Below are 25636 nucleotides of genomic sequence, written 5' to 3'. Positions count from 1 at the left end.
TCCACGGCGATCAGGACGGCGACTACCAGGGGGAACGGGATCATGCGGCGCCTCCCGCGGTGCACCGGTCCTCGTGCGCGTCCAGTTCCTCCGCGTCGGTGGAGTACCAACCGCAGCGGTAGCACGACCGCGACAGCCGCTCCCGGTGCTGCCGCTGGGTCTCATCGGGACGCTTGCACATGTGCGGCGGCTGCTGCCCGCTGCGCTGCCCGTTCACCGCGCCGTCCCGGCGATCGGCCGGTGCGCGCGGATCTCGGCGCGCGAGGGCGCCCCGACCAGCGAGCGGGCGTGCTCGTCGCACTCCGGGCAGGTTTCCCACAGCCACGCCACGGCCCCGGTCGCCGCAGCCACTTCCCTGCCGCACAGCGCGGACACGACGGCATCCGGCGGATAGGTGCGGCCGCTGTTCGGCGGGCGCGGATCGGTGGTGGCGTGCCTCGCACCCTGCGCCGGTACCCACGAGAACGGATGGGGCATGTCGGGGCTCCTGCCTTCCTGCGCTGGAGGTGAGCGGGCCGCTCACTCGAGCATCGCGCCAACCCACTCAAGATCTTCCGATGAGACATTCACACAGGACATGTCCTAAATCAAGTTTCCAAGGGACACTTCGCCAGACATCCACTCGAACGATGTACAACGATCACGGCAACGATGCACGTGCCACACTGCTCAAGCGCCAGGTAGCCGCTTCCGGAAGGTCAGCCATGACACGTACTCCTGGGCCGAGCGTCCGTCGTCGGCAGCTCGGTGCCATGCTGCGCCAACTGCGGCAGGAGTCGGGCCATACGATCAAAGACGCGGCCGAATGGCTGGGCATGGGCGAAAGCGGCGTCTCGAAAATCGAGAAGGCCCGGTCCGTCATCAAGGCACAGACCATCCGGGCGCTCGGCCAGTTCTACGATGTCGACGCCGCCAAGCTCGACTACCTGCTCCGCCTGGCCAACGAAGCGAACCAACGCGGCTGGTGGGCGGCTTACCGCGATACGGTCCCCGAGTGGTTCCGGACCTTCGTCAGCCTCGAAGCCGACGCGCTCGATCTCTGGAACTACGAGGCCGAGCACGTTCCCGGACTGCTCCAAACTCCCGGTTACGCGCGGGAACTCCTCAAAGCCAACCGGCCTGATCTCTCCGCGGACGAGGTCGAACGCCAAGTACGGGTGCGGCAGGAACGGCAGACGCAGGTCGACGGCGACGATCCGCCGCGACTGCACTTCTACGTCAACGAAGCCGTGATTCGGCGTCCAACAGCGGACTCGTCCATCTGGCGTGAGCAGCTCGACTTCCTCGTGAAAGCGTCCCAGCTCGATCACGTCTCACTGCGCATCGTGCCGTTCGCCACCGGCATTCATCCCGCCATGGCGGGCGCATTCGTCATGATGCAGTTTCCGGAGGAGGACGCGGCGGCGTTCGTGTACGTCGAGAACGAACGCGGCGGGATCTACCTGGAAGACCCCGGTGACATCCACCGCTACACGTTCATCGTGCACACGCTCGACCGGCAACAGGCATTGAGCCGTGCAGACTCGCACACGATGCTGATGGAAGCAGCCGAAGCGAACAGCAAGTAAGCGGAAAGGCACACGACGATGTCCGGCACCGACAAACCAACCAACTGGCGCAAACCTCGACGTTCAGGAAGCAACGGCGGTAACTGCGTCGAGGTCGGCAGCATCGGCGGCGGCGCCGCCGTGCGCGACACGAAGAACCGCGCGGCCGGCCACCTCACCACCGACCGCGCCCAGTGGCAGGCGTTCATCACGGCCGTGAAGACCGACCGCTTCACCTGAGCACGACCGCCGCACCGCAACGGCGCCCCTGGACGACGCGGGGGCGCCGTGCACACCACCTGCTCGGCTCGGGCCCATCCGAGGTGCTCACGCATCTCGCGAACCCGCTTTCCGAGTTCGAACGTCAAGCGCGCAGCTTCGTACGCTTCTTCCGCTCCGGGCTCGCTCATACGACTGCTGCGGAGCTCGCGCCCTCGGCGACGACCGAGACCCTGACGCGACCCCGACTCGCCGGCAGCGGGGCCGACGTCCGACCGGACTCAGCGCATGATCCATCGTCAGAAGGAGTGATCGAGAATGGCCGGCGTGCGTGATTGGGCAGCGAGCCATTCACCGACGTCGGGGGAGATCCAGCGCATCATCTTGATCAGGTCGCTGTGGAGCTCACGGGGCCCGCAGTAAGCTTCCGATGCCGAACGAGCGACACCGGGCTGGCGGACGCCGTAGATGATCGGCTCGTGGTGAGCGATTCGGTTGCGAAGCGCATACAGCCGGTGCAGCACGGAGTGCACCTCGGCGCGCGTACCCCTCGCGCCGGGAAAGGTGCGGTGCAGAGCGGGTTTCCACAGCAACTCGTCGTAGTTGCGGCGACTGCGATACGGCGGACGGCCGACGTAGCCGCCGGCTTCCAGCAGATGGACCCAAAAGCCCATCGGCAGCCTGGCGAGCGTTTTTCCCGGCGGGTCGTCAGCACGACACCCCGCATCGGACCAGGCTTTCACGACCGCAGTCTGTGAGCGTTCGTCCAACAGCCTGTTTTCAGCGAACCAGGATTCCCCGTAGGACGCGGCCAGCTCGCGGTCCATGCTGTTGCGAAGACACACCTCCAACAACGCCAGGTCCGCGTGCATGCTGGCAGCAAGCTCGACTCCCACCAGGTAGAGCTGCACCGGCCCGCATCCCCAACGCGGGCCGTGCCGTTCGTACGTGGCCAGCCGTTCGGCGCTGAGCAGCGGAGCGAGCCCATCCACCGGCTCGACCTGGTGGTATCCCATCCGGGCGTCGTACCAGCACTCCGGTCATCACCGAGCACCGCCGTCTGCTACGGTGAAGAGTGAAGTCCCCCGGCTAGCCTCTGCCCCTGCGGGTTCTGCCCTCGCGGGTATCGCACCGGGGGTTTTTCCTGTCCAGACATCTCGTGGTTTCGCCTGGGCCACCGGGGCATGCACGGCAGGACTGCGACTCCATCCGCTCCATCCCGATGCTCACACTGCGTACGTGCGACCGAAACCCTGACGCGGCCCCGACGCACCGGCAGCGGAGCCGACGTCCGACTCACTCTGCGGTGACGCCGAGCCCCGCGGGGCAGGCCACACCGGTGCCCGCGATGCCGCAGTAGCCGAACGGGTTCTTCGTCTCCGCCAGGTACTGCTGGTGGTAGCTCTCCGCGTAGTAGAACTCGCCGAGAAGCGCGATCTCCGTGGTCACCTCGCCGTATCCGGCCCTGCGCAGCGCGTCGGCGTAGGTGTCGCGGCTGGCCTGCGCCTGGTGCAGCTGCTGCTCGTCGGTGCAGTACACCGCCGAGCGGTACTGCGTGCCCACGTCGTTGCCCTGTCGCATGCCCTGCGTCGGATCGTGGTTCTCCCAGAACACGCGCAGCACGTCGGCGTAGCTGATCCGCTGCGGGTCGAACACGACCAGCACCACCTCGGCGTGCCCGGTCAGACCGCTGCACACCTCCTCGTAGGTGGGGTTGGGGGTGTAGCCGCCCGCGTAGCCGGCCGCCGTGGACCACACGCCCTCGGTGCGCCAGAACACGCGCTCCGCGCCCCAGAAGCAGCCCATGCCGAACACGGCCGTGCGCAGGCCTTCCGGAAACGGCGGCACGATCCGGCGGTCCGGGTGCACCTCGTGGTGCTCGGCCACGGACAGCGGCGTGGACCGCCCCGGCAGGGCGGAGTCGGGCCCGGGCATCTTCGTCTTGTCCCCGAAAAGCGCCATGGTTGCCAGGGTACGCGCGCGGAGGAGCTGCGCGTACCCGTCGCGCCCGCGATCAACCCGGCGCCCGCGATCAACCCGGCACGCCGGCGCGCGTGCGCTACCGCACAACTGCGCGCGGTACCCGGTCGCGGGCCCCCGGCCGAGCCCCTTCCCGAGATCGCAATTCCGAGGAGATCACACCTCGGGTGGTGTATCCAGCCAGCAGCGCGGCATGCAGAATGACGACTGGTCGCGTGCCGGTTGCGCGCGGCCGGAATCCGGAAAGGGAATCATCCGTGACCTGGCAAGACGAGCTGCAGCAACTCGACGCGGAGTTCGAGGCGGGCCGCATCTCCGCCGAGGAGCACCGCCGGCGCCGCGAGGCGCTGCTCGGCACCGCCGATGACGCCGTCCAGTCGGACGAGCAGGGCGCGTCGGCCCCGCCGGAGCACGCGCAGCACAGCTCGGCGGGGGTAGCTCAGGAGCCCGCAGCGGGCAAGGTCGATCCGTTTCCGCCGCCGTTCACCTGGCCCGGTTCGAACCGCAGTGGGCAGGACCGCGGTGCTGGACAGGGCCGCAGCGGTGAACAGGGCCGCAACGGTGAACAGGGCCGCAGCGAGCAACCGCAGCAGCACGACCCGGCGCAGTCCCAGCCGCAGCAGCCTGCCCAGTCGCAGAGCCAGCAGCCGCAGCACTCCGGGCAACCGATGCAGCCGCAGCCCGCACAGCCGCAGCAGGGCCAGCAGTCGGCTCCCCAGCAGTCGGCTCCCCAGCAAGTCGAGCAGTCGCAGAATGGGCCGAGCCAGCCCGCACAGCCGCAGCAGGGCCAGCAGCCGCTGTCGGAGCAGGCAACGGAGCAGAACGCGCCGGTGAGTCGCGCGGCGCAGCTGCCGCCGGAAATGGGCCGCGCGCAGTCGCCGGCCGACACCAACAGCACCCAGTTCGTCGACCAGCAGCAACTCGGCCAGGTCCAGGCGGCGCAGCAGGCCCAGCAGCAACCACCGCAGTTCGCACCGCAGGCACAGCCGCAACCGCCCGGCACGACCGGCCAGCCGCAGCAGCCGGTGCAGCAGCCCTGGCCGCAGCAGCCGTGGGGAACCCAGCAGCCGCAGCAGAACTGGGGTGTGGACACCGCGGGAACGCCGTGGGGCAACGCGGAGATCCCACCGCCGGACGGCGGTGCGCCGTGGCTGCGCAACATCCCCGGCGGTTTCGACGAGCCGATCGAGCGCAAACCCAAGCGCGGCAAGCTCTACGCCTGGCTGTCGGTCACCGGTGTGCTGGTGGTCGTGGCTGCGATCGCGGTGGTGACGTTGCTCGTGCCGCTCGGCGGCGGTGACGAGCAGGCGCAGCCGCAGCCCACGTCGCAGCCGGCGCCGCCTCCCCCCTCGCCCACGACGAGCTCGCTGCCGGAACCACCCGCCCCGAAACCCGCGCCGCCCGCCTCGGACCAGGTGCTCATCCCCGCGCCGGAACCGCCGCACCCGTGGGTCGGCGGACTGGACAGGCGCGCGTGGGCGAGCCCGAAGGGCCAGCTGCTCAAGCCGCGCCCCGTGCGGGACTTCGCCCTGGACAACGGGCTGCGCGGCGGCTGGTTCGCCGGCAACGGCGGACCCGGGCCGCGCGTGACGATGCTCGCCCTGCGGATGCCGAACGAGCGCACCGCGGGCTCCGTGGCCGACCGCTACTTGCAGGCCCAGCAAGAACTGTCCCCTGTGGACGAACTGTCGTACCGGGGAGTCGAGGTGCTCGGTGGTGACACCACGTACCGCACCGCCTACGCCGCCCACGACTGGGCCGTGATCGTCGCCGTCAGCGCAAAACCGGACCAGCGCAAGCAGGCCGACTCGCTGTTCTCCCGGGTGCTCGACGCGCAGTTGGCCAAGACCCCGCCGACCGTCCGCGACTAACGGCGCCGCAAGTCACCGCGACCGGGGAAGCCCTCCGACCACTGGCCCGCGGACTGCGGGCACGAGACCTCCCTGCCGGCGTGATCGCCGATGAGCGCGAGGAGCGGGCGCGTTTCCCGACGCAGCAGTGATCATCGACACATCGATGATCGTTCCATTCCCTGCGCCCGGTGAGGGGCGTTCGAGAAGATGGCTCGATCAGAGGTGAGTGCGTCCCAGGGGAGGAGGCGTGGCGATGTCGGGCTACGACGTGGACCCGGTGGCGTTGCGTGGCGCCATCAACAAGCTGGTGCAGGCGCGAGAACGTACGAGGTCGCTTCGTAGTGAGGCGGCTCGCCTGGAGCCCGGTGAGTTGACCGCGAAGGACAACGCCACGAAGTTCGCCTACGACGCGATGAAGGAGCGCGCGGTGGGCGAGGAGGGGTCTCTGGTACGCCACACGGATAGTTTGATCGAGAAGCTCGACGCGAAGATCCAGGCTTATGAGGAAACGCTGCGGGAGTACGAGCAGCGGGATCGCGACGCCCTTCCCGGGCAGTTGTGAGAGCCGGCGCGGTTGAGTCGCATGAAGATGATCGGAGGTAGTTCGTTGAGGCGTGGGGCGATGGCCGCAATGGCGCTCGTGTCTGCCGGCGCGCTCGCCGGCTGCACGAGCGGCGGAGACGAGGGAACCGGAACCGCGGACCAGGCGCGGGGACAGCCCTCGCAGGAGAAGCAGTCGGGGGTGCAGATCGACAACCCCAAGGACGCCTCGCAGATCGACCTGTGCGGACTGATCTCACCGGAGTCAGCGGAGAAGTTCGGCTTTTCCCCGCAAGGGAAGTCCGAGGCATCGATCACCACCGGCGAAGAGACGTGCACGTGGAACAACCTCAACGAGGGGAGCGGACTGGATATTACGGCGATCGGCGACCGCTCGCTGCAGACGTACCTCGACAACCGCGAGCAGTACACGGACTTCGAACAGGTGCAGATCGCCGGGCACCCCGCCGTCCGAGCGAACAAGGGGGAACCTCCACAGGAGGGCGGCCGATTCTGCGACTTCTTCGTCGCGCTCAACGACAACCAGGTGCTGTCCTCGCAAGCCACGGCAGCGAACCCGGACGTGGATGACCCGTGCCAGATCTCGCGCCAGGGCGCGGAGGAAGCCGTGTCGAACATCCCCGCGAAGTGACTCCGGAGGTAATTCGTTGAAGCGCGGGGCAATGGCCGCGATGGCGCTCGTGTCTGCCGGCGCGCTCGCCGGCTGCACGAGCGGCGGAGACGAGGGAACCGGAACCGCGGACCAGGCGCAGGGACAACCCTCGCAGAAGAAGCAGCAGTCGGGAGTGCAGATCGACAGCCCCAAGGACGCCTCGCAGGTCGACATGTGCGGCCTAGTCCCACCGGAGCTGGTGGAGAAGTTCGGCTTTTCCCCCGAAGGGAAGTCCGAAACATCGATCACCACCGGTGAAGAGATGTGCAGGTGGAGCAACCCCGACGAGGGCGGCGGACTGAGCTTCTCGGCGATCGGCGACCGCTCGCTGCAGACGTACCTCGACAACCCCGACAAGTACGTGGACTTCGAACAGGTGCAAATCGCCGGGCATCCTGCGGTGCGGGCCAACGAAGGGAATCCGCAGGAAGACGGGTTCTGCGACTTCTTCGTCGCGCTCAATGACAACCAGGTGCTGTCCTCGCAGGCCACGGCAACGAACCCGGGCGTGGATGATCCGTGTCAGATCTCGCGCCAAGGTGCCGAGGAAGCCGTGTCGAACATCCCCGCGAAGTAGGAGAGCCACGGATTGGCTGACGTCGCGGGGGTCCGGACGGGAGCGCCTCAGGCGCCGCCTCGCGCCGGAACCGGCTACACGTACGCCGACACCCACCCGACACGCCGGGACACTGTGGACAACCCGACCCCTTGTGGACAGGTTGTGCTCCATCCGTGTGGGGATAACTCACAATTTTCATGAAAATTGTGCTCCCTGGAACGAGTCCAGATTGGCGGGCAGGTGGGGCTCGCCGAGAGGGGCTGCGGGTGTTCGCGGGGTGCGAGGGCTGCGCTCACCCGTCCACGTTGATCTTGCCGAGTTCGAGCAGACCGCGCACCGCCGCGCGGCCGGCCTCGGGACCGCACTGCTCGGCCACCGCCGCCCGCCCGGCGCGGGACAGGTCGTACCACTCGCCATCGTCGGTGAGCAGGCGTGCCGCGGACTCGGCCAGCTCCTCGGGCGTGCGGCCGATCCGGATGCCGTCGCCATCTCCGAGTTGCAGTCCTTCCGGCGCGATGCTCGTCCCCACCACCGGAACACCCCGGGCCAGGCTCTCGCCGACCACCTCCGCCGCCCCCGCGCCGAACCGCAGCGGCGCCAGGATCATCCGAGCGCGCGCGCACCACCGCGCGAGATCGACGCCCCCCTCGTGCACGGCCACGCCCGGCCGCTCCAACTCGCGCACCTCGCCGACCGAACCGGTACCGACGACGTGCAACCGGGCCTGCGGACACCGCCGCCACACCAGCGGCATGATCTGCTCGACCGACCACCGGGCAGCGTCCACAACGGACTCATCCGCGAAACATCCCGCGAGCAGGATCTCCTGGCGATCAGCAGGACCATCCGCGACAGATTCCACGCGGAGCACAGTGGACAGAACATGAATCCGCGCTTCCGGGACGATCTCGGCCAGCATCCGCCGGTGCGCCGCACCGGAGACGAGAACGGCATCGGCCGCACGCACCGCCGCGAGTTCCCTCTCCCGCGCAGCGGCGCACCGCCGGTGCAACGCGCTCGCCGCGTCCGCCTCGCCGAGCTCCGCCGCCAACTCCGCCCGCCTGCGCAACCCGAGGAAAGCCGGCTCCACCGCGTCGTGGACGACGACCGCCCCGGCCGCGCTGGTGCGCAGCTGCTCCAGCAGCGTCCACGCCGCGCTGGGGCCGGACAGCACGGCCAGCGCGACCTCCGTGCCCGCCTGGCGCAGGAACTCCTGCTGCGAAGCGGCCCGCGGCAGCACGATCACCCCGAGCCGCCGGAGCTCGCTCGTCGACGGCTCGGGCTCGCCGTGGTCGGCCGGGAAGAACACCACGCGGCAGCCGAACTCGCGCAGCTGCTCCAGCAGAGAACGCATCCGCCGCGCCCCGGCCTCGGCATCCGACCGCGGCACGCGCTCGCCCGCGACCAGCACCACGGTGCCGTGGTGGCCCTGCGGACCGCGCTGCCGCGCCAGCCACGGGGTGCCCGCGTCGGAGGCCGACAAGTGCTCGCGCTCGAGCGCGTCCGCCCACTTGTCCGCGAACGCCGCGCGGTCGCGCTCAACGCCGGCAGCGCGGTCCTCATCGGACTCCTGCACATCGGTCTCATCGCCACAGCCGGCCCGCTGCACGACGACCGCGCGCGGCTGCACCACGGTGCGCGATCCCGCGGCGCGCGCGGCGAAGGCCAGGTCGGCCGCGGCGTAGTCCGATGTGGAAAAACGGATGTCGAAACCGCCGAGGCCGTCGAACAACTCCGCCCGCACCAGCAGCGCCGACGCGGAGCAGTAGTCCACATCGCGCAGCACCTCGGAGACCGGGTCCTGCCCGTCGAGGCCGGCTGTCGGCGAGTGCGCGGTGCCGTCGGAGAAGACGGCGCCGCCGGCCTGCCGCAGCCGGCCGTCCGGCGCGACGAGTTCGGCCCCTACCAGGCCGATCGACTCGTCCGAGCGCAGCACCTCGACAAGACCGTCCAACCAGGACTCGGTGACGTCACCGGCGAGGAACAGCAGGAACTCGCCCCGCGCGTGCTCCGCACCGAGATCGCAAGCACCTGCGAACCCGAGGCGCCGCTCACCGCGCACCGCTCGCACCCCGCCGCACTCGTCCAGGCGCCGAACCACGTCCTCGGCAGCGGATTCACCGGAGGCAGCTGCGTCGAAGGCGGTGCTGCCGGCGGATTCCCCGAAGGATCCGTCGGAGGTCGCGTCGCCGGCGAAGTCACCGGAAGCCACCTCACCGGACGTGCCGTCGACGACGGCGATCACCTCGAACGGCACGGAGACCACGTGCCCGGCCAGCAGCCGCAGCTGCTCACGCGTGCGCGCCCACGCACCGCCCGCGGGGAGGATGACGCTGACCTCCGGATTCCGCGCCCGCGGCACATCGACCGGGCCGCCCTCCGCACTCGTGAGGTCGGCCCCGCCCGCAGAACCGGCCCCACCCGCGGAACCGGCGCCGAAACCACCGGAACCACCACCGGAATCGGCATCCTCGGACCCCGACAGGTGACGCAGCACGCCGTCGAGGAGACCGCGTCGCCGGGTGCCGCTGGGAGCGAACCGGTCGACGCCGTGCTGCACCAGGGCGCTGCGCTGCCGCCGGTCGTCCTCCTGCGCGGCCAGTTCCGCGACCCGGCTCTGCGCCTCGGCGGCACGTCCCTCCAGACGTGCGGCCGTCTCCCGCAGCCAGTGGACCTGCTCCTCGGCGCGCTGCGCCCGCTGCCCGGCCTCGCGCTCCCGCTGCTCGGCCTCGCGCTCCCGCTGCTCGGCCTCGTGCCGTCCCTGCTCAGCCTCGTGCAGCCGCTGCTCGGCCTCGTGCCGTCCCTGCTCGGCGCGCTGCACCCGCTGCTCGAGCTCCTCGTCCGCGTCATCACGCGCCAGCGTCAGGTCCTGGTCGAGCAGCACCGCGGCGGCAGGCAGCCTCGGCAGCTGCCGGTCGGAGGCGAACCCGATGAGATCGGTGTGCGGCACGCCCTGCCGCACCTGCCACCCCGCAGCGGTGCGCTGCACCGTCTGCAGCCGCACACCTTCGATCGCCGTGTCCAGGTCCCCCGGATCGCTGGGCACGACCAGCGACCCCGTGGCGAGGTTCTGCTGCAGCACGGCCACGTGGCGGAACGCGCCTTCCAGCAGCGAACCGAATTCGGCGGCGGTGAGCCGAGCAGCGGGGTCCGCGGTGCCCTGCACGGAAGGGCCCTGCGCGGAAGACGTGCCCCGCGCCGCGGCCAGGTCCGAGGTGCTGACGAGGACCAGCCCGCCGGGCGCGAGGAGCGAGCGGATCACTTCCAGGACGGATTCGGGGTCGTCGAGCTGCTCGAGGACGTGGAAGCACACGACCACGTCGAAGGGGCGCTCCCGCGCCGGCAGTTCCGGATCGGTGACCGAACCGGCGTGGAACACCAGCCGTCGTCCGCTGCGGCCGGCACGCGCGTGCTCGACGGCTTCCGCGTCGTCGACACCGACCACCTCCTCGGCCTCGGCGGCGAGCAGCGCGGAACCGCGCCCATCGCCGCAGCCGAGATCGAGGACGCGTTTGCCCCGCCCGTAGCGCGAAGCCAGCACGTACCGGTGGTAGTGCTCGTAGACCAGCCGCGGCTCGTCCTCGGGAACGCGGCGCCGACCGCTCCGCTCGCTCGATCCGTCCTGCATCTCACCGTCACGCTCCGTGCGCGTCCGTCCGGTTGTGCGCACAGACCCTAGCGGCTCGCGGGGAGGAAGTTCGACATCTCCATCGCCGGGGACGTCGCTGCGGATGAAGATCTCTTCATCCGAACTTCACGTCCGTTCCACCGCCACCGGCCATGATGGTGCACATGCAGCCAGCTTCCAAGGTGGCGCTGCTGCTCACCGCGCTGGCCCTGCCGATCGGGGCCGTCCTGGTGAGCTTCGCGTTCACCGACGAACCCCGCGCCCCGCAAGTGCCCGCCCGGGTCGAAGTGCGCACGACCGGTGGGACGGCACCGCCCGGAGAAGGGGCGGCCGAACCGTCCCCGGGGCAGGCCCCCGACAACACGACAGCACCCCGCAACACCCCGGGCCCGGGCAGCACCACGGGCCCGGGCGACCTTCCGCCCCCGCCGCCCGCGGACGAGGACGACGCCGACGACCGGTTCGATGACGACCAGCACGACGACTGACCAGACCGAGCACTCGCAGGAGGACCCCCGCCGCCGCACCGGCACGCGCATCCCGGCCCGCGCGCAGATCATGGGCTGGCTGCTGCTCGTGCTCGTGGTGGTGTTGCTGGCGGTGATCCTGCTGACGCGCCAGTTCCTGCACACCGACGTGCTCAACAAGAACAGCGCCGCGCTGGAGCAGCAGGCCCGCGAGTTCAGCGCGTTCGCCGAGCAGGGCCGCGATCCGGCCACCGGGCGCGCGCTGGACGGTCCGCACGCGCTGTTCGAGACGTTCCTGTCGCAGCAGTACCCCGACTCGGAGGAGGCGCTGGTCGGCACGTGGCGCACTCCGCAGGGGCCGCGTGCGCTGTCCCAGGAGCAGTCCCCGGCGGTGGAGGCCGTGGCGCAGGATCGCGCCGTGCTGCAGCGCCTGCTCGACGACCCGCGGATGAGCGGGCGCATGGACACCGCCCACGGACCGATGCACTGGGTCAAGATCCGCGCCGACACCGAGCGGGGGCCGGCCTGGTTCATCACGGAGCGGTTCCCCGGCCAGGACATGGCCAACGCCGACCGGACGGTGCGGCTGATCACCGGGGTGAGCGCGGTCGGCGTCGTGCTGGCCGCGGTGGCCTCGTGGATCATCGCCGGGCTGATCCTCGCGCCCGTCCGGGACGTGCGGCGCACCGCCGCGGAGATCAGCGAGCACGACCTGACCCGCCGCATCCCGGTGCAGGGGCGCGACGACATCGCCGCGCTGGCCGAGCAGTTCAACGCCATGCTGGACCGCCTGCAGGAGGCCTTCGCCACCCAGCGGCAGTTCGTCGACGACGTCAGCCACGAGCTGCGCACGCCGATCACGATCGTGCGCGGCAACCTGGAGCTGCTCGGCGACGATCCCGCCGAGCGGCAGGAGGTGGTGCGCCTGTGCACCGACGAGCTGGACCGGATGACGCGCATCGTGGAGGACCTGCTCGTGCTGGCCAAGGCCGAGCGGCCCGACTTCGCCGCACCGGCCGCCGCCTCGCTGGCCGAGCTGACCAGCGACGTGGAGACGAAGATCCGCTCGTTGGGCGATCGGCGGTGGGTGCTGGAGCACCTCGGCGAGGGCGCGGTCGTGGTCGACGAGCAGCGCGTGACCCAAGCGATGGTGCAGCTGGCGCAGAACGCGGTGCAGCACACCGCTGCCGGGTCGGAGATCCGGATCGGCTCGCGGCTGCGGCAGGGTGCGGCCCTGCTGTGGATCACCGACCACGGGCCGGGCATCGCCCCGGAGCAGGCCGAGCGGATCTTCGAGCGCTTCACGCACGACGGCCAGCAAGCCGGTGGTGCGGGCCTGGGCCTGGCGATCGTGCGCGCCATCGCCGATGCGCACCGCGGGCGGGTGCGCGTGTGGTCGCGCCCGGGCGAGGGTGCCACGTTCGCGCTGGAACTGCCCGTCGCCGGACCGGACGAGAGGGAGGAGCCGCAGCAGGCATGAGCAGGATCCTGATCGTGGAGGACGAAGCCCGGATCGCCGCGTTCATCGAGAAGGGGCTGCGTTCGAACGGATTCGTCCCGACGGTGCTCAGCCACGGCCCGACGGCGCAGGACTACCTGGTCACCGGCGATTTCGATCTGGTGGTCCTCGATCTGGGACTGCCCGACCGGGACGGGTTCGCGGTTCTGCGCGCGGCGCGGGAGCAGCGGGTGACCGTGCCCGTGATCATCCTGACCGCGCGGGACTCGGTGCGCGACACGGTCGCGGGGCTCGAGGGCGGCGCGGACGACTACATGACGAAGCCGTTCCGCTTCGAGGAGCTGCTGGCGCGGGTGCGGTTGCGGCTGCGCTCGGCCGACGGGACGGGCGAGGCGACCGTGCTGCGCGCGGGCGAGCTCTCGCTGGACCTGCGCAGCCGCCGCGCGAGCACTCCGGACGGCGCGGTGGAGCTGACCGCGCGCGAGTTCTCGATCCTGGAGGTCTTCCTGCGGCATCCGGGCCAGGTCCTGGCGCGGGAGCAGCTCCTCTCGCACGTGTGGGGGTACGACTTCGACCCGGAGTCGAACGTGGTCGACGTCCACGTGCGCGGACTGCGCCGCAAGATCGGCGCGGAACGCATCCGCACGGTGCGTGGCATGGGGTACCGCCTCGACGGGTGACAGGGCCACACGCTTGTGGACAACTCTGTCCACAGGTGTGCACAAGCCGGGTCGATCACTCGTTTTCGCTGATCAAACCTTGTGGATGGATGTGGATCGCCGCTGGCGGAAAACATCGTAGATCAAGTTGTCCACAGGGAGATCAAGTTGTCCACAGGGTTGTGCGGGCCGGTGCGCCTCTCGGCCGCGCCCGTGCGGCACCCGAGCACGTGGACAGGCTGCGCACGGGCCGGATGAAGAAGCCCTCATCCCGGTTTCACGGCTGTCTCAGCCGCCATCGGGAACGTGTGGAGCATGCGACGCACGGACGAGACCGGGGCGGCCGAGACAGCAGCGCTCGAGACCGGCACCGGGCCCGGCGGCACCGGGCCCGGCGGCACCAGGCCCGGCGGCACCAGGCCCGGCGGCACCGGATCCGGCGGTAGCGGTACCGCGAACAGCGGCGCTGTCGACAGCGGGACCAGCGGCAGCGTCGAGTACGCCACACCCCTGCGGGCGGCGCGGACCGCCCCCGAACCGGGCTCCGACACCGGCTGGGGCGTGGGCGTGACCCTCGGCGCGCTGGCCGTGCTCGGCGCCATCGCGCTGCTGCTCGGGCCCGCACCCTCCGCACCGGAGGGCACCGGGCTCAACCCGACCGCGCTCGGCACGATCGCCGTGTTCGCCGCGGCGGTCTGCGGTTGGGTCAGCCGCCACGCCGACGACACGTTCGTGGCCCTGGCCGCGGCCGCGGCGGTTGTCGTGCTCGGTGCTCTCGAAGCGGAGGACCTGTTCGAAACCCTCGGCTCCGAGCAGATCTGGCTGCTCGTGGCCGCGTTCGTGCTCGCCGCGGGCATCAACCGCACCGGCCTGCCCGCCCGCGTGGCGATCAGCATGGCCGCCCGGGCGCACCGGCCCCGCGGACTGGTGCACCTGCTCACCGCCGGACTGGTGATCACCGCGCTGCTCGTGCCCAGCACGAGCGGACGCGCCGCCCTCGCGGTGCCGATCCACCGGGCGCTGGCCGGAGCCTTCCCCCGCAGGCCGGGCCTGGTCCGCGGGCTGGCACTGCTGTTTCCCACCGTGGTGCTGCTGTCCGCGATCGCCACCCTCGTCGGCGCCGGCGCCCACCTCATCACCAGCCAGATCCTGGACAGCACCGTCGACGGCGGCATCGGTTTCGCCGCGTGGCTGGCCTGGGGGCTGCCGCTGGCCGTGGCGAGCTCCCACCTCGCCGCCGAGATCGTGCTGCTGCTCAGCACGGACCACGCCGAGCGAGCCACCCCGCTTCGCGTGGACGCCGCGGCGCTGCGCACCGAACTCGGGGTGCCCGCGCGGATCCAGCACTCCGAGCGGCGGGCGCTCGGCCTGCTGACCGCCGTCGTCCTGCTGTGGTGCACCGAACCGGTGCACGGCCTCCCGCCGGCGCTGGTGGCCCTGGCCGGCGCCCTGCTGGTCACCCTGCCGCGGACGGGCACCGTGCCGTTCAACTCCGCGATCTCCGAGATCCCCTGGTCGCTGCTGCTGTTCATGGCCGCCACCACCGCGCTCGGCGCCGCCCTGCTCGAGACCGGCGTGGCGGAAGGGTTCGCCTCGCTGCACGGGAACCTCTCCGGCGGGGCGCTGCTGGTGTCGGTGGTCGTGCTCAGCGCCGCGGCCCACCTGGTGTTGCAGTCCCGCTCGGCGCGCTCCTCGGTGCTGATCCCGCTGATCATCCCGGCCGCGGCGGGCGCGGGTCTCAACCCCGTGGCCCTCGCCTTCGCCTCCACGGCCGCGGCGGGCTTCTGCCACACGCTGCCGGCCTCGGCCAAACCCGTCGCGATCTTCGCCCGGCTCGACTCCGCCCCCACGTTCGCACAGCGCGACCTGCTGCGGCTGTCCGCCGCGCTCGGCCCGGTGCTGGTGGGGCTCGTCCTCGTCTTCGCCGTGTTCGTCTGGCCGGCGCTCGGCCTGCCGCTGCGCTGACCGAAACCCGGCTCCGACGCCCGAGACCGGCCACCCGGTCTTTAGGTCCTATTAGGACTGTCCTGCCACGACGGAACAACTGACCCCGCACAACAGCGAAGGATGGAGCGACCCGTGCACGTGCTCATCGCCCCCAGCGGCTTCAAGGAATGCCTCGACGCGGAAGAAGTCGCCGAGGCGATCAACCGCGGCATCCACCGCACCGCGCCGACCGCCGACACCGACGTGCACCCGCTCGTCGACGGCGGCGAGGGCTCGGCCCGGCAGCTCGCGCGCACCACCGGCGGTGAACTCGTCCCGCTCGTGGTCACCGGGCCGACCGGCCAGCCCGTCGCGGCGCACATCGCGCTGCTCGGCCCCGAGGGGCCGCTCGGGGCCGAGGGCACCGCGTACGTGGAACTCGCCGCCGCGGCCGGGCTCTCGCTCGTGCCCCACCAGCTCCGCGACCCCGGAGCTACCACGAGCTGCGGAGTGGGCGAGCTGATCCGCGCGGCGCTGGACAGCGGCGCCCGCCGCATCCTCCTCGGCTGCGGCGACTCCGGGGTGTGCGACGGGGGCGCGGGAGCGCTGCGCGCTCTCGGCGCCCGCGTGCACGACGCCGACGGTGTCGAACTGCCACCGGGAGGGGCGGCGCTGACCCGCGTGGCCGGCATCGATCGCAGCGGCCTCGACCCGCGGCTGGCGGGCGCGGAGCTCGAGCTCGCGGTGAACCCGAACAACGTGCTCGGCGGAGAGCGCGGCGTGGCACGCGTTTTCGGTCCGCAGAAGGGAGCTGGCCCGCTGCTGGTGGACCGGCTCGACGCGGCCATGCGCGCCTGGGCGCGGGCGCTGGCCGCGTGCGGTGCCGGCGACCTCACCGCGGTGGCCGGCGGCGGCGCCTCCGGCGGCCTCGGCGCCGGTCTCGCCGGTGCGCTCGGCGCCCGCCTGCGCTCGCGGTTCGACGCGTTCCTCCCGGAGGACACATTGGACGCACGGCTGGCGCGGGCGGACCTGGTGATCACCGCGGAAGGCGCGATCGACGCCTCCACCGCGGGCAAGGTCCCGGCCGAGGTCGCCCGCCGCGCGGACCGGCTCGGCAAACCGGTGATCGCCCTGTGCGGCACGATCGGCCCGGGCGCGGAGGCGAACCCGCACGCCGGCATCGACGCCGTCGCCAGCATCCTCACCGGCCCCGTCGACCTCGGCGCCGCCATCGACCAGGCGCCGGAGCTGCTCGCCGACGCCGCCGCCCGCAGCCTGCGGATGGTGATGGTCGGCCGGCGCCTGCCCGCCGCGTGAGGCCGGCCCGGACGGCCCGGCCCGGACGGCCCAGTCGAGTCACGCAGTCGAGTCACGCGGCCGGGTCACGCAACCGAGTCGCGCAGCCGGGTTACACGGCCGAGTCGCGCAGCCGGGTCACACGGCCGGGTCAACGGCCGGATCACGCGTGCACGTGTGCGCGTTCGCGGCCTGTTCAGGCGAAACCGGGCACGTTCATCGGCCGACGGCGTAGCCCTGCGCCCCGCGGGGGTTCGCCGCCGCCCGCAGCACCCCCGTCCCGGGGTCGCGGGAGACCGCCGAGAGCCGCCCCAACGCCCACGGCCCCGCGTCGACGACCTCGTGGCCGCGTGCCCGCAACGCGGCGAACCGCTCCTCGCCCAGCCGGGACTCGGCCATGACCCGGCCCGGCTGCCAGGACCGCGGGAAGAACGAACCGGGGAAGGCGGTGGTGTGCCAGGCGGGCGCGTCGATCGCCTCCTGCAGGTTAAGACCGCCGTGCACGTGCGCCAGCCAGAAGCACAGCTGCCACTGGTCCTGCTGGTCCCCGCCCGGCGTGCCGAACGAGAGCACCGCGTCGTCCCCGCGCAGCGCCATCGACGGGCTCAGCGTCAGGCGCGGCCGCTTGCCCGGGGCCAGCGAGCCCGGCAAGTCCTCGTCCAACCAGCACATCTGGGCCCGGCTGCCCAGGCAGAACCCGAGCTCCGGGATCCACGGGGAGGACTGCAACCAGCCGCCGGACGGTGTCGCCGAGACCATGTTGCCCCACCGGTCGACGACGTCGAGGTGCACCGTGTCGCCGCGCACAGCCCCCGTGGTGGCCACCGTCGGCTCGCCGAGGCCCACCCCGCTGGTGTCGATCGCCATTCCGCGGCCGCGCTCTTCGGCGATGTGCCGGGGCAGCACGGCCTCCCGGCCGCCCGGCCGACCGGGCCGCAGCTCGAAGGAGGCCCGCTCGCCCAGCAGCGCACCGCGCTGGCGCGCGTAATCGCGGGAGATCAGCTCGTGCACCGCGGCCGGGTCGGCCGAGTCGCCGTAGAAGGCCTCGCGGTCGGCGAAGGCCAGCTTCGCGGCCTCCAGCGCCAGGTGCACCGTGTCCGCGTCCGGCACGCCGTCGACGTAGCGCAGCCGCTCACCGCACCCCTCGAGCATGCGCAGCTGCTGCGCCAGCACCGGCCCCTGCGTCCAGATCCCGAACTTCGCCAGCGTCCACCCGCCGTCCAGGTCGGTCAGCAGCGGTTCCTCGTAGCTCGCCCGGAAAGCGGCGAGGTCCTGGGCGGTGATGACCCCGGCGTGATCGCGACCCGAGTTGTCCCGGTGCGGGGTGCGCACGAACTTCTCGATCGCCTCGGCGACGAAGCCCTCCGACCAGGCGCGCCGGGCCGCGTCGATGCGGCTCTCCCGGCTGCCGCCCGCGCTCTCGCCCTCGGCCACCAGCCGCTCCCACGTGTCCGCCAGCGCGGGGTTGCGCAGCATCGACCCCGGTCGCGGCGCCTCGCCGCGGACGAGCCACTGCTGCGCCGAGCTCGGCCAGTGCTCGGTGAACAGCGCGCGCACCGCCTCGATCGTGGTGCTGATGCGCTCCACCGCGGGGAACCCGCCGCGGGCGTAGCCGATGGCGTGGCGCAGCACCTCCGGCAGGGACTTCGTGCCGTGGTCGCGCAGCAGCGTCAGCCACCCGTCCCACGCGCCCGGCACCGTCGCGGCCAGGAAACCCGTGCCCGGGACCAGCTCGAGGCCGAGTTCGTCGCGGTAGTGCGCGATCGTCGCGCCCTGCGGGGCCGGGCCCTGCCCGCACAGCGCGCGGGTGCGGCCCTCGCGGGCGCTGTGCAGCAGCGCGGGCACCTCCCCGCCGGGGCCGTTCAAGTGCGGTTCGACGACCTGGAGCACGAAACCGGCCGCCACGGCCGCGTCGAAAGCGTTGCCGCCGTCCTCGAGGACGGCCATCCCGGACGCGGAGGCGAGCCAGTGGGTGCTGGCGACCATGCCGTGCGTGCCGGCCAGTTCGGGGCGCGTGGTGAACATTGCCTCACCGTACGTGGACGTCACGCGAACGAGCGATACCTGCGGGAAGTCGGCCGCACTGGCGGGCACGCCGCGCATCCTGTGCGCAGCGTCCCGCCACGCGGACGGCCGCGGCGAGGGTTCGAGCAGCGGGGATTCAGGCGGCGGGGATTCAGGCGGAGATTCAAGGGCGACAGGACGAGCGGAAGGGAACCGGGTGCATGAGAGCCGTGCAGTACACCGAATTCGGAACGAAACCCCGCCTCAACGAGGTCCCCACGCCCGAACCCGGCCCCGGCGAGGTGCTGCTGCGCGTCACCGCCGCGGGCATGTGCCACTCCGACCTGGCCGTGATGGACTGGCCCGCGGAGCAGTTCCCGTACGAGCTCCCGCTGACGCTGGGGCACGAAGGCGCCGGCACCGTCGCCGCCGTCGGTGCCGGCGTCACCACCATCGCCGAGGGCGAGGACTACGCGGTGTACGGGCCGTGGGGGTGCGGCCGGTGCCACTCGTGCGCGCTCGGCCGGGAGAACTACTGCACCCGCGCCGAAGAGCTCGGCATCCGCCCGCCCGGCCTCGGCGCGTCCGGTGCGATGGCCGAATACCTGCTCGTCGACGACCCGCGGCACCTCGTCCCGCTCGGCGGGCTCGACCCGGTCCAGGCCGCGCCGCTCACCGACGCGGGACTGACCCCGTACCACGCGATCCAGCGCTCGCTGCCGAAGCTCGTCGGCGGCAGCACCGCCGTCGTCATCGGTGTCGGCGGCCTCGGCCACCTGGCCGTGCAACTCCTGCGCACCTGCACGCCCGCCCGGGTGGTGGCCATGGACGTGGTCGACGAGAAGCTCGAGCTGGCCCGGGAAGTCGGCGCGCACGAAACCATGTACGCCGACCACGCCGCGATCAGCGAGGTCGCCGGGCTCACCGAGGGCCGCGGTGCCGAAGTCGTGCTGGACTTCGTCGGCGTGGAACCGACGGTGCGCCTGGCTCCCCGCCTCGTCGCCGTGGCAGGCGACATCACCGTCGTCGGCATCGGCGGCGCCCCGCTGCAGGTGGGGTTCGGGTTGCTGCCGTTCGAGACCACCGTGGCCTCCCCGTACTGGGGCACGCGCGCGGAACTGATCGAACTGCTCGCGCTGGCGCGCAACGGCGACGTGCGCGTCCGCGTGGAGACCTACGAGCTGCAGCGCGGTCCCGAGATCTACGACCGGTTCGAACGCGGCGAGGTCCGCGGCCGGGCGGTGCTGCTGCCGCACGGCTGACGCGCCGGGCGGTTCGCAGCCGCCCGGCGGAATTCACAGATCCGCGGCGGCGGGGACGTCGTAGACCTCCGGGGAGGTCATCCACTCCCGGACGGTCCACGTCGCCCGCACGTCGTCCTCGTTGTAGGCCAGCAGACGCGCCTGCTGCTGCGGTGCGGCGGGCGCGCCGCCGAGCCCGACGGCGGCGCGGTACCAGCGCATCGAGTTCGCCCCGCCGGCTTCCGCGTCGCGCCAGGCGAAACCGGCGCACGGGGCCACCACCTTGAGCCCCTTGCCGTTCGGGCACAGGAACTGGTCGCGCACCACGGCGAACAGGTCGACCCACTCGTTGGACTTGATGAACCCGCGCACGTCCGCCACCGGGGGCACACCGGGTTTGCCGGCGAACCGCAGCGCCGAGGACAGCAGCCACCGGTTCTCGGCGAGCTCGTTGTAGCAGTACGCGCGGAAACTCAGTCCCCGCTCGGCCGCGGTCCGGCGCACCCGGCACAACCAGGTCCAGAACTCGGCGAACGAACGGGCCTCGTCGTCCGACGGAAGCGGATCCCACGTGGCGAAACCGTGGTAACCGCGGCGAATTCCGATGTCCACACCGGACAACCAGCAGCCCCACAGGTAGGCGCCGGAGTCGGCGTAGCTTTCCATGTCCACATCGACTTCCACGTCCGCGCGCGGCACCCGGACGGTGCGATTGCGCCGCACCATCGGAAAATCACGCAGCCACGCCTTCGCCAGCAGCACCATGTCCGCGTTCTTGCCACTGATCAGCGGCAGCTCGGCAACGCCGCTGCGGGAAAGCGCCGCGAGTTCATCCACTGTGGATATTCCGTGCGCGCGCAGTTCCGCCGCGTCCTCACCGCGCACCACGAGACTGACGTCGCGCGCGGCGTGCAGCTGCTCCGCGCACACCGGCCACCACTGGCACGTCTTGCACTCGTTGACCCGCGAGGGCTGCGCCAGCGGTTCCGCTCCGGTCGCGGCCGCGGTGGCCACCGCCACCCGGTCGGCGAACCGCCGGTCGTACTCGGTCAACGCCGTGCGCCCGTCCGGCCAGCTCGGCGAACCGAGATCGTGCCAGAGCACGGTGTCGGCATCCACGCCGATGACACCACCGACCGGACCGTGCAGCGGCGGAACGGGAGTCGTGGCACCCATCCCGCACGCCTGCAGCAACCGCATCGCGTGCGCCAACCGCAACTGGTCCCGCGCGTGCGAGCGCGGCTTGCGGGTCTCGTCCACCCACGCCGCATCCGGCACCGGTTTGTCCACAGTGGAAACTCGCGCGCCCCGCCCCGGATTCGTCGTCTTGTGCCGCACCACCAGCACCGGCACGTAACCATCGCCGAAGCGGACCAGCAGATCGATCCCGCCGGTCGCACCGCGCTGCGCGTCGCTCGGTAACTGGGCGTTCGAGATGTAAGCTGCCCCGGCGCGCATCGCCCGCCGGGTGGCGTCCTCGCGCGCGGCGCGCTGCTCGGCCGCGGGGACCACCACGAAATCGGAGCCGAACAGGTGGCCGAGCCGCTCCGCGACGAGCGAGCGGTGCTCGGCGGCGTCGGCGATGCGCTGTTCCGCGCCCGGGTCCTGCGGCGCGGTCACCGCGCCGCGCATGCTCGGGTCGTGGTCCAGGTGCACCCGCCGACGGCAGCGCGAGACCTCGGCAGCCTCGAGTAGCACCCGTTCGTTCACGATTCGCAGCGTAAGCCCCATTGCCGGCGAGGATGGAGTGCACCCCGCCCGCACCGTGCGCAATTTCACCTACTTAGAGAGTCCGCGGATTGGCTGGCGTTGTGTGTTGGGAGAACCTCAGGCGCTGCCTCGCTGCCTCCGGCCACCCGCCCGGACAGCGGACATCGGGTAGCCCCGGTACGCGGTGGACCCGGATGCGAATGCCCCGGGTGTTCACCAGAATCGGGGCACCCCGTGCGCAACAGCACGAAACAGCTCTCCCGCTCCCGACACGCGAGCGCCCGACACGCGGGGCGGAGGCCACGCTGAGTCGTGCGCAACCGGCCGCCGACGTACAGTGATCGTCGAGGTGTACGGGTGAACGGCACCACCGACCGCGAGCGAACGATCCTGGAGGTCGGCTGCGATGACACGAGCGGGGCGACGGGCATCGGCCAACGGCAAGCCCAGCAGCAAACCCAGCGGTAGGCACAGCGCCGTCGTGCAGTCCGCTCAAGAGGAGCGCAAAGCGGCCGCCGAGCACCGCAAAACGGCGAAGATCGAGAAGCAGGCGCAACAGGCGGAGCAGAAGGCCCGCGAGAAGGGCGAGCACGGCCGGGTGACTCCCGGCAACGCCAAGAAGCTCCTCGGCGTGGCCAAGATCCTCGGCCCGCCCCTCGCGCCCTACCTCGCCGCTGCCGCCGGGGCCGCCCGCGAACGCTACGACCGCATGCGCGCCCGCCGCCTGGGCGTGGCCGTCGAGGACATCGGCCAGTACACCGGCCACGGCGCCGCGCTGCACGCGCGCATCGCCGGCGACCACCGCGCGCTGACCGACCTGCGGCAGCAAGCCGCGTACTCGAACGCGGAGGAGAAGGCCGCCACCGAGCAGTTCGCCGAGCGCACCGGCGCGCGGTTGGAACAGCTCACCGGAGCCGTCCGCGCGGCCGAGCGGCTGCCCACCGCCCGCCGCCGCGCGGCCCACCGGGCCGTGGCCGAGGAGCTCGCCCGGCTCGAGGACGAACTGCTCGGCAAGTTCGGAATCTGAGCACTCGGAAAGGCCGCAGGGGACCCCGCGGCGGACCCGACTGCGAGCTGGGCCCGGCCGAGCGTGCGCACATTTCGCGTAATGTGCGCACGCTCGGCCAGCACCCGCCCGCTACCTGGAACGACGTGTCTGGAACGACGTGTTCCGGGGGCTCGCTCAGCGGGCGCTCCCCGCGGAGGAGGAACTCGAGGAGTCGTCGTCCCCGGAGTCCTCGTCCCCGGAGTTGTCCGCGGACTCCTCGTCGTCGCCGTTCTCGACCGGTGTGGTGACCAGCTCGAAGTCGCCGTCGTGCTCCTCCGTGGCGGTGATGACCGCCCGCTCGAGCACCTCGGTGCCCTTCTCGCTGCGCAGCATGATCGGGTCGCTGCGCAGGTCCTTGACCAGCGCGGCGCACAGGAAGATCAGCACGATCACGAACGGCGAGGCCGCGATGATCGTCGTGTTGTTCAACCCGTCGAGGGCGTCTTCACCACCGATGAGCAGCATGGACACGGCCACACCACCCATCACGAGACCCCACAGCACGACCACGAACTTGTTCGGCTTCGTGCTGCCGCGCTGCGACATCGAGCCGACCACGACCGAGGCGGAGTCCGCGCTGGTGATGAAGAAGTTGATGATCAGCAGCATGGCCAGCACGCTGGCGATCAACCCGAACGGCAACTGCTCGAACAGCTGGAACAGCTGCGCTTCCTCGCTGCCCGCACCGGCCAGGTCCGTGCCGGAACGCTGCTGGTGCAGCGCCGTGCCACCCAGGATCGCGAACCAGATCAGGCTGATCACGCTGGGCACGAGGATGACGCCGCCGACGAACTGGCGGACCGTGCGGCCGCGGCTGATCCGGGCGATGAACATGCCGACGAACGGCGACCAGGACACCCACCAGGCCCAGTAGAAGATGGTCCAGCTGGACAGCCAGCCGGTCATCTCCTCACCGCCGGTCACCCCGGTCCGGGAGACCATCTCGCCGAAGTTCTGCAGGTAGGACCCCGCCGAGGTGGGCAGCAGGTCCAGCACGAACACGGTCGGGCCGACGATGAAGACGAACAGCGCCAGCAGGAAGGCCAGCACCATGTTGCTGTTGGACAGCAGCTGGATGCCCTTGGACACGCCCGACACGGCCGAGGCGATGAAGATCGCGATCAGCACCGCGATGATCATCACCAGGACCGTCTGCGTGAGGTTGCCGACCCACCCCACGTGCTCCAGGCCGGCACCGATCTGCGTGGCACCGATGCCCAGCGAGGCCGCGGTGCCGAAGATCGTGGCGAACACCGCCAGCGAGTCGATGACCTTGCCGATCGGCGTGTCGTTCGCGCGGCTGCCGAAGAACGGCACGAACGCGGAGCTCAGCAGCTGCGGCCGACCGCGCCGGTAGCTGGCGTAGGCGATCGCCAGGCCGACCACCGCGTAGATCGACCACGGGTGCAGCGTCCAGTGGAACAGCGACGTGGACATCCCCGTCATCAGGGCGGCGTCCGTGCCGGGCTGCCCCGCTCCCGGAGGCGTATCGGTGAAGTGCGTCAGCGGCTCCGAGACCCCGTAGAACATCAGGCCGATGCCCATGCCCGCGGCGAACATCATCGCGATCCACGAGCTCGTGCGGAACTCCGGACCTTCGTCGTCCGCGCCCAGCGGGATGCGTCCGTAGCGGCTGAACGCCAGCCACAGGGCGAAGACCACGAAGCCGGTCCCCGCGAGGATGAACAGCCAGCCGCCGTCGCGGACGAGCACGTCGATCGCGGAGGTCGCGAACGAGGTCAGCGACTCGGTGCCGATGAGGCCCCAGGCGACGTAAGCCACCGCGGCGACGCCGGCGATGGTGAACACCACCCAGTCCATGCGTCCCGGCCGGTCGGCGGCGCTCTGGGCCGTCTCCTGCTCTTCGGTGCTGTGCTTCTCGGTTATTTCGGTTTCTGTCGACACAGATGCTGGCGTCGGATCGACGACGCCCCTCCTTTCCGACGTCAGTGGCGAACACCCGTTCGCAGCGTCCCGGCCGTGCGGGCCACCGAAGCGGGTTCGGGTGTTGCACCGCCTAGACACTGACCCAAAAGGGTGAAGATGGCAAGACCACCTGCGCTCAGCGTGTTGGAACCGACACTTAGACTCGACACCGTGTCGGTTGAGCTCGTGCCTGCGCAAGGCCTCCTTCGCTGGCTGCGGGGCGGCGGACTGACCGCCACCTCGGCCGCACTCTCCGTGGCCGCGCACACGGCCGCGGGAGGCGCGCTACCCGATCCCTGGACCACCACCCTTATCACCGCCCTCCTCGCAAGTGCCGGTGTAGCGCTCGCCGATCGCCAACGTGGACCGCTCGGGATTCTAAGCGCTCTCGCCGCAAATCAAGTGGCGTTTCACCAATTTTTTCAACTTTCCGGTGCGCACGCGGCCCACCCCGCGCATCCGGTCACCTCGTTCTCACCGACGCACATGGCGCTGGGGCACATCGCCTCCGCAATCTTGATCGGATCGTTACTGACCAGCGCCGAACGTGCACTGTTCGGGCTTGCGCGGCTGCTGCGCCGCTTCCTCCCACGAGTTCCGCATCGTACTCCGCCGGCTGCGCGGGAAACGCACTTCGTGTGCATTCCCGCACGTGTCCGGCGCCCCATCGCGCAGTTGACCGCCCAACGAATTCACGGACTCCGCGGTCCGCCCGCACGCGCCTAGCCAACTCATTTCGCGACGCCGAGCGGAACGACCGGCGCTCAATTGTTGCGTTTTCGTCATTCGCGCGAATCACTGATTCGCGCCGAACCCCAGTACCGCGGAGATTGATCGCAAAGTTGTCAACAAGAAGACTACTCACACGGACGTGTGTCACCTCCGGGGCGTGCGGGCTCGC

General features: G+C 71.1%; 22 protein-coding genes. 14 read left to right on the top strand and 8 right to left on the bottom strand.

The annotated features are described in order from the left end of the window. Positions 1-40: 40 nt before the first annotated feature. On the bottom strand, positions 41-217 hold the full coding sequence (locus tag ACVGV2_RS00345; RefSeq protein WP_459164057.1) for a hypothetical protein: 177 nt from the start codon (positions 215-217) through the stop codon (positions 41-43). Next, complete coding sequence (locus ACVGV2_RS00340; RefSeq protein ID WP_459164056.1) at positions 214-477, bottom strand: zinc finger protein; 264 nt, start codon at positions 475-477, stop codon at positions 214-216. Before ACVGV2_RS00340 ends, ACVGV2_RS00345 begins: the two co-directional genes overlap by 4 nt. Before the next feature lie 152 nt (positions 478-629). Here ACVGV2_RS00340 and ACVGV2_RS00335 point away from each other — a divergent pair, with 152 nt between their 5' ends. Continuing rightward, positions 630-1568: a helix-turn-helix domain-containing protein gene (locus ACVGV2_RS00335; RefSeq protein WP_459164055.1), complete on the top strand. Its 939-nt coding sequence runs from the start codon at positions 630-632 to the stop codon at positions 1566-1568. Between the two features lie 18 nt (positions 1569-1586). After that, entirely contained in the window at positions 1587-1787 is a 201-nt protein-coding gene (locus ACVGV2_RS00330) for a DUF397 domain-containing protein (RefSeq protein WP_459164054.1), read from the top strand. 278 nt (positions 1788-2065) lie between these two features. Here the strand turns inward: ACVGV2_RS00330 and ACVGV2_RS00325 are convergent, their stop codons facing one another. Both ACVGV2_RS00325 and msrA read right to left on the bottom strand, forming a co-directional pair. Next, positions 2066-2782: a CAAX protease gene (locus ACVGV2_RS00325; RefSeq protein WP_459164053.1), complete on the bottom strand. Its 717-nt coding sequence runs from the start codon at positions 2780-2782 to the stop codon at positions 2066-2068. Between the two features lie 280 nt (positions 2783-3062). Further along, on the bottom strand, positions 3063-3728 hold the full coding sequence (msrA, locus tag ACVGV2_RS00320) for a peptide-methionine (S)-S-oxide reductase MsrA (protein ID WP_459164052.1): 666 nt from the start codon (positions 3726-3728) through the stop codon (positions 3063-3065). Between the two features lie 275 nt (positions 3729-4003). Between msrA and ACVGV2_RS00315 the strand changes: the two genes are divergently transcribed. The 4 genes from ACVGV2_RS00315 to ACVGV2_RS00300 all read left to right on the top strand — a co-directional run bounded on the left by ACVGV2_RS00315 (position 4004) and on the right by ACVGV2_RS00300 (position 7389). Further along, a complete protein-coding gene (locus tag ACVGV2_RS00315; protein ID WP_459164051.1) occupies positions 4004-5617 on the top strand; it encodes a hypothetical protein in 1614 nt (537 codons plus the stop codon). Between the two features lie 235 nt (positions 5618-5852). After that, positions 5853-6161: a hypothetical protein gene (locus ACVGV2_RS00310; protein ID WP_459164050.1), complete on the top strand. Its 309-nt coding sequence runs from the start codon at positions 5853-5855 to the stop codon at positions 6159-6161. A gap of 60 nt (positions 6162-6221) precedes the next feature. Then, complete coding sequence (locus tag ACVGV2_RS00305; RefSeq protein ID WP_459164049.1) at positions 6222-6791, top strand: DUF3558 domain-containing protein; 570 nt, start codon at positions 6222-6224, stop codon at positions 6789-6791. A gap of 16 nt (positions 6792-6807) precedes the next feature. After that, positions 6808-7389 (top strand): DUF3558 domain-containing protein, encoded by a 582-nt coding sequence (locus tag ACVGV2_RS00300; RefSeq protein ID WP_459164048.1) that lies wholly within the window; start codon positions 6808-6810, stop codon positions 7387-7389. Between the two features lie 274 nt (positions 7390-7663). On the opposite strand, the gene ACVGV2_RS00295 is transcribed toward ACVGV2_RS00300, so the two are convergent. Beyond that, on the bottom strand, positions 7664-10999 hold the full coding sequence (locus ACVGV2_RS00295) for a methyltransferase domain-containing protein (protein ID WP_459164047.1): 3336 nt from the start codon (positions 10997-10999) through the stop codon (positions 7664-7666). A gap of 164 nt (positions 11000-11163) precedes the next feature. Here ACVGV2_RS00295 and ACVGV2_RS00290 point away from each other — a divergent pair, with 164 nt between their 5' ends. The 5 genes from ACVGV2_RS00290 to ACVGV2_RS00270 all read left to right on the top strand — a co-directional run bounded on the left by ACVGV2_RS00290 (position 11164) and on the right by ACVGV2_RS00270 (position 16827). Then, the gene (locus ACVGV2_RS00290; protein WP_459164046.1) at positions 11164-11487 is read left to right on the top strand and encodes a hypothetical protein; all 324 of its coding nucleotides are present in this window, start codon (positions 11164-11166) and stop codon (positions 11485-11487) included. Continuing rightward, the gene (locus ACVGV2_RS00285; RefSeq protein ID WP_459164045.1) at positions 11465-12946 is read left to right on the top strand and encodes a sensor histidine kinase; all 1482 of its coding nucleotides are present in this window, start codon (positions 11465-11467) and stop codon (positions 12944-12946) included. Before ACVGV2_RS00290 ends, ACVGV2_RS00285 begins: the two co-directional genes overlap by 23 nt. Next, on the top strand, positions 12943-13605 hold the full coding sequence (locus ACVGV2_RS00280; protein WP_459164044.1) for a response regulator transcription factor: 663 nt from the start codon (positions 12943-12945) through the stop codon (positions 13603-13605). Before ACVGV2_RS00285 ends, ACVGV2_RS00280 begins: the two co-directional genes overlap by 4 nt. Before the next feature lie 294 nt (positions 13606-13899). Then, positions 13900-15549, top strand: coding sequence for an SLC13 family permease (locus tag ACVGV2_RS00275; RefSeq protein WP_459164043.1), 1650 nt, complete (start codon positions 13900-13902; stop codon positions 15547-15549). 102 nt (positions 15550-15651) lie between these two features. After that, positions 15652-16827, top strand: coding sequence for a glycerate kinase family protein (locus ACVGV2_RS00270; protein WP_459164042.1), 1176 nt, complete (start codon positions 15652-15654; stop codon positions 16825-16827). 195 nt (positions 16828-17022) lie between these two features. Here the strand turns inward: ACVGV2_RS00270 and ACVGV2_RS00265 are convergent, their stop codons facing one another. After that, complete coding sequence (locus ACVGV2_RS00265) at positions 17023-18831, bottom strand: gamma-glutamyltransferase family protein (RefSeq protein ID WP_459164041.1); 1809 nt, start codon at positions 18829-18831, stop codon at positions 17023-17025. Positions 18832-19031: 200 nt separating this feature from the next. On the opposite strand from ACVGV2_RS00265, the gene ACVGV2_RS00260 reads away from it, so the two are divergent. Further along, positions 19032-20072 carry an NAD(P)-dependent alcohol dehydrogenase gene (locus tag ACVGV2_RS00260; RefSeq protein ID WP_459164040.1) on the top strand — a complete coding sequence of 347 codons (1041 nt, stop codon included), beginning with the start codon at positions 19032-19034 and terminating at the stop codon, positions 20070-20072. Positions 20073-20105: 33 nt separating this feature from the next. Here ACVGV2_RS00260 and ACVGV2_RS00255 read toward each other — a convergent pair whose 3' ends face one another. Then, the gene (locus ACVGV2_RS00255) at positions 20106-21761 is read right to left on the bottom strand and encodes a TM0106 family RecB-like putative nuclease (RefSeq protein WP_459164039.1); all 1656 of its coding nucleotides are present in this window, start codon (positions 21759-21761) and stop codon (positions 20106-20108) included. Between the two features lie 406 nt (positions 21762-22167). Between ACVGV2_RS00255 and ACVGV2_RS00250 the strand changes: the two genes are divergently transcribed. After that, positions 22168-22788, top strand: a complete 621-nt coding sequence (locus tag ACVGV2_RS00250; RefSeq protein WP_459164038.1) for a DUF6474 family protein — start codon at positions 22168-22170, stop codon at positions 22786-22788. Positions 22789-22944: 156 nt separating this feature from the next. Here the strand turns inward: ACVGV2_RS00250 and ACVGV2_RS00245 are convergent, their stop codons facing one another. Beyond that, a complete protein-coding gene (locus tag ACVGV2_RS00245) occupies positions 22945-24630 on the bottom strand; it encodes a BCCT family transporter (RefSeq protein ID WP_459166079.1) in 1686 nt (561 codons plus the stop codon). A 276-nt stretch (positions 24631-24906) separates the two neighbouring features. Here ACVGV2_RS00245 and ACVGV2_RS00240 point away from each other — a divergent pair, with 276 nt between their 5' ends. Continuing rightward, positions 24907-25461 carry a hypothetical protein gene (locus ACVGV2_RS00240; protein WP_459164037.1) on the top strand — a complete coding sequence of 185 codons (555 nt, stop codon included), beginning with the start codon at positions 24907-24909 and terminating at the stop codon, positions 25459-25461. Positions 25462-25636: the final 175 nt, after the last annotated feature.

The organism is Bounagaea algeriensis (assembly GCF_054491375.1).
The sequence above is the reverse complement of the archived record's forward strand: the minus strand, read 5'-3'. Positions and strand labels throughout refer to the sequence as shown.